Annotated in this window: 5 protein-coding genes; all 5 read left to right on the top strand. The window is 70.7% G+C overall.

Annotation, left to right across the window (positions count from 1 at the left end):
• A partial coding sequence (locus tag KBI44_21465) for a glycosyl hydrolase (protein ID MBP9147055.1) occupies positions 1-944 on the top strand: 944 nt, incomplete at its 5' end.
• A 28-nt stretch (positions 945-972) separates the two neighbouring features.
• Positions 973-1,518, top strand: a complete 546-nt coding sequence (locus KBI44_21460) for a PaaI family thioesterase (GenBank protein MBP9147054.1) — start codon at positions 973-975, stop codon at positions 1,516-1,518.
• 45 nt (positions 1,519-1,563) lie between these two features.
• The gene (locus tag KBI44_21455; GenBank protein ID MBP9147053.1) at positions 1,564-2,616 is read left to right on the top strand and encodes an FHA domain-containing protein; all 1,053 of its coding nucleotides are present in this window, start codon (positions 1,564-1,566) and stop codon (positions 2,614-2,616) included.
• A 67-nt stretch (positions 2,617-2,683) separates the two neighbouring features.
• Positions 2,684-3,448 carry a sulfite exporter TauE/SafE family protein gene (locus KBI44_21450; protein ID MBP9147052.1) on the top strand — a complete coding sequence of 255 codons (765 nt, stop codon included), beginning with the start codon at positions 2,684-2,686 and terminating at the stop codon, positions 3,446-3,448.
• Between the two features lie 93 nt (positions 3,449-3,541).
• Positions 3,542-4,323: LON peptidase substrate-binding domain-containing protein (locus KBI44_21445; GenBank protein ID MBP9147051.1), on the top strand; the 782-nt coding region annotated here is incomplete at its 3' end.

Raw genomic sequence — 4,323 nt, 5'->3', positions numbered from 1 at the left:
CGCCGTTCGGCGCGACCTTCACCTGGTATCTCAAGGAGCCGCCGAAGACCCGCAAGGAGGCGCGCGTCGAAGCCGAGAAGAAGGCGATCGGGGAGAAGCGCGACATCGCCTATCCGAATCTCGAGACCCTGCGCCGCGAGCTCGAGGAAGAGGCCGCGGTCCTGGCGCTCTCGATTCTGGACGATCAGGGCTCGATCGTCCGCCGCCTCGAAGCCAAGCCGGCCAAGGGGATGCAGCGCCTGACCTGGGACCTGCGCTATCCGGCGGCAGACCCGGCGGCCAAGACCGTCGTCGCGGCCCAGTTCGTGCCGCCGCCGCAGGGGCCGCTCGCGGCGCCCGGCCGCTACCGGGCCCGCCTCGAGCAGGTCGTCGGCGGGACGGCGAAGCTCCTCGGCGAGTCCGACTTCGAGCTCGAGGTGCTGGCGAACACCACACTCCCGGCGAAGGACCGCGCCGCGGTCGCCGCCTGGCAGCAAAAGACCGCCCGTCTGCAGCGCGCCGTGCTCGGCGCCGAGCGCCTGGTCGGCGAGCTCGAGGAGCGGCTCGCGCTGCTGCGCATCGCAGCCGATGCGCCGCTCGCCGCGGGTGTCGAACCCGGCACGGCCGCCGGGCTCGACGCCCGTCTGCGCGCTCTCGAGCTCGAGTTGGAGAAGATCGGCATCGCGCTCTCCGGGGACGGATTCCTGCGGGCACGCAACGAGGCCGACCTGCCGTCGATTTCCGAGCGCGTCCAGAACGTCGTCTATTCGAGCTGGACCTCGACCGCCGAGCCGACCCGGACCCAGCGTGACGCCTACGACATCGCCGGCGAAGCGTTCGGCCGGGAGCTCGCACGGCTCCGGAGCTTCGTCGAGGTCGATCTCGCGGCGGTCGAGAGCGAGCTCGAGCGCGCCGGCGCGCCCTGGACGCCGGGGCGCCTCCCCGTATGGCAGCTCGAGAAATGAGCCAGGAAGCATCCCGGCGCTGGCGCCAATGGCAGCGATGATCTTTCCGCTCCGTCAGCGCACGGTCAGCTGGCACGACCCGGCCGAGATCCGCGCCCTGGCGCGCGGCAAGACCGGCCTCGAGTTCCTGCGCGCCATGCTCGCGGGGGAGATCCCGCCGCCGCCGGTCGCGGAGCTGGTCGGCATGCAGGTCACGGAGGTCGAGCCGGGCAAGGTGGTTTTCGTCCTCGAGCCGGCCGAGTTCCACCTGAACCCGAACGGCGTCCTGCACGGCGGCATCGCCGCGCTGATCTGCGATACCGCCTGCGGCTGCGCGGTGACCACCGAACTGCCCCCCGGCGAGACCTGCGCCACGCTCGAGATCAAGGTCAACTACCTGCGCCCGGTGGGCGTCGGCACGGAGCGCCTGACCTGCACGGGAACCGTCCTCCATTTCGGCCGGCGCTCGGCGCTCTCCGAGGCGAAGCTCGTCGACCCGCGGGGAAAGCTCGTCGCGCACGCCACCTCGACCCTCATGCTGTTCCCTCCCGAGGACCCCCACGGCCGGCCCATAACCGACCTCCCGGCGAAGTAGAATCCCCTCGGGCATCCGTCCCTGGCCGGTCGAGGAGACAGCGTGATGATCGAAGAGCTGCGACAAGTCGACGATTCCGTTCTGACCTCTCTGGTCGATCTGCGACGCGAGCGTGACGCCCTGCGGCAACGCCTCGCTCGCATGCAGGAGTCGGCCTCTCAGGTGTCGGCGAAGGTCCTCGAACGTGTGCGCCGCGACTACGAAACCCGCATCGCGGCGCTCGAAGGCAAGGCCCTCCCGCTCAAGGACGCAGCACTCGCCACCTTCGGCCGCCTGAAGCCCCTCCACGACGCGGCGGAGGATGCCTGCACCACCCTGCAGCTCGACCAGGAGGAGATCGACCTGCGTCACAGCCTGGGCGAGTTCGACGACGCCGAGCACCGCGACCGCACCGCCCGGCTGGCCGAGACCCTGCACGCCGCCCGGGAACGCGCCGACGCCATCGCCGACTATCTGACGCGTTTCGCTGCCGCTTTCGATTCCCCTGACGAGCTCGAGCCGGCAGGTACCTCGCAGTTCGATCTCCCCGCCGCCACCCCACTGCCCGAGGCCGAGACGGTCGATCCGGCGATCCCCGCCCCGGCACTCGCGACGCCGTTCGGCGAGCCGCGCGACGACGACGGCACCCTGATGCTGCCGCCCGAAGCGCCAGCGCCCACCGAGCCGCCGTCGGCAGTTCCCTGGAGTCCGCCCAGCCCGCCGACCCCGCTGGCTGCGCCGGTCGAGCCGGTCGAGCCGGACGATCCCTACAGCGGGCGTGCGGCCCAGCCGGCTTCGAGCAGCAGGGCGACCCAGCCCGAGCCGGAACCGAGAGCCCGCCTCGAGGCGCTCGACAGCGACCTCGATCCGCAGGCCTACGAGCTCGAACCGCTGACCTTCATCGGCCGCACGCCGGAGAACCAGATCCGGATCTACAAGCCCGCGGTCTCCCGCCGGCACGCCCAGATCACCGAGTCCGACGCCGGCTGGATGCTGCGCGACCTCTCCTCCGAGAACGGCACCTACGTCAACGGCCAGCGGGTTACCGAGCGCCTGCTCGCCGACGGCGACCGGATCCAGTTCGGCACCTCGAGATTCGTCCTGCGCCTCACGACCTGAGGCCCGGGAGAACTTGTCCCCGGGCGAAGCCGCCATCCTCTTTGCTGCCGCCGCGGCGGCCGGCGGGATGAATGCGCTCGCCGGAGGCGGCACGATCCTCACCTTCCCCGTCCTGCTCCTGCTCGGCGAGTCGGCGATCACCGCCAACGCCACTTCGACGGTCGCCCTGCTGCCCGGAGCGGCAGCCAGCCTGTACGGCTATCGCCGCGAGGTCGCCACGCACCGCAAGTGGCTCGCGACCCTCTTCGTCCCCAGCCTGGTGGGCGGCGCCGCCGGATCACTGCTCCTGCTGGTCACTCCGGAGAAGATCTTCGCGCGCCTGGCGCCCGCCCTCATCCTCTTCGCGACGCTGCTGTTTTTCCTGCAGTCCCTGACCCGCTTCCGGGGCCGGTTCACGACCCCGCATGCGGCGGGCTCCCGGAGCGATGGGAGCGGGGCGCCCGGCGCCGGCAACGCGGGCGACGCTGCCAGCCGCTCCCTGGCGATCGCCTGGTTCGCCCAGCTCGCGGTCGCGATCTACGGCGGCTACTTCGGAGCCGGCATCGGAATCCTCATGCTGGTCGTACTCGGTTCGCTCGGGCTCGAGAACATCCACGCCATGAACGGGCTCAAGAACTTCTTCGGCATGTGCATCAACGGCGTCGCCGCGGCGATCTTCATCTTCTCCGGGCGGGTCGACTGGCCTGCGGCGCTCGTCATGCTCGCCGGGGCGGTTCTCGGAGGCTTCGCCGGCGCCAATCTGGGGCGTTCCATCGGGCAGGCCAAAGCCCGCGGCGCCGTCATCGTGATCGGCGTCGTGCTGGCCGTCATCCTCTGGTGGCAGCAGCGCTGAGGGCGGCTGGAATAAGCCCGCTGACCGGAAGGTTTTCACAGCCGACGACGAGCGACGCCGCGATGCCGCGGAATCGCCGTCGCAGGAGACTCGATGACCGACCAGCTGATGATTCCTGTCCTGCCCCTGCGCGACGCCGTGCTCTTTCCCGGAATTGCCCTGCCGATCGGCGCCGGCCGCCCCAGCACCCTGCGAGCGATCGAGGCCGCCCTGCGCGCCCCGGAGCCACTGGTTCTCGCGGTCGCGCAGCGCCAGAACGTCGACGACGTGAGCCCCGACGGGCTCTACAGCGTCGGTACCATCGCCCGCCTCGGGCAGGTGCAGCGCAGCCTCTCCGGCATGCAGCTCGTGCTGCACGGCGAACGGCGCGGCGTGGCGCTGCGGTACCAGGAGCGCGACGGCTACTACGTCGCGACGACGATCACCGCCGCCGACCAGAACCCGACCGACCCAGGGAACGCCGCCTTCGTCGCCCTCTTCCGCGAAGCCCGCGAGCGCGCGATCGAGCTCGCCAAGCGAGCCGGACTCCCCGAAGAGCTCGTCCAGCAGGTGATCTCCATCGCCGCCGAACCGTCGCGCTTCGCCGACCTGGTTTCCGCCTACGTCGAACTGCCGACCGCCGACCGCCAGAAGCTCCTCGAGCTCCTGTCCGTCGAGGAGCGCCTGCGCCAGGTCCTGCTCCAGGTGCAACGCCAGCTCACCGTCCTCGACACCCAGGAGGAGATCAAAACCAAGGTGCGTGAGGAGCTGGGCGACCGGCAGCGCGAAATGGTGCTGCGCGAGCAGATGAAGGCGATCCAGAAGGAGCTCGGCGACAGCGACGAGAGCAACGACCTCGACGAGCTCGTCGAGCGTCTCGGGAAGCTCGACCTCGC

The organism is Thermoanaerobaculia bacterium (assembly GCA_018057705.1).
Classification (GTDB): domain Bacteria; phylum Acidobacteriota; class Thermoanaerobaculia; order Multivoradales; family JAGPDF01; genus JAGPDF01.
The sequence above is the reverse complement of the archived record's forward strand: the minus strand, read 5'-3'. Positions and strand labels throughout refer to the sequence as shown.

Excerpts from the sequence above, each read along its gene's own strand:
- KBI44_21450 (MBP9147052.1), top strand. The coding sequence starts at position 2,684 with ATGAATGCGCTCGCCGGAGGCGGCACGATCCTCACCTTCCCCGTCCTG.
- KBI44_21460 (MBP9147054.1), top strand. The coding sequence starts at position 973 with ATGGCAGCGATGATCTTTCCGCTCCGTCAGCGCACGGTCAGCTGGCAC.
- KBI44_21455 (MBP9147053.1), top strand. The coding sequence starts at position 1,564 with ATGATCGAAGAGCTGCGACAAGTCGACGATTCCGTTCTGACCTCTCTG.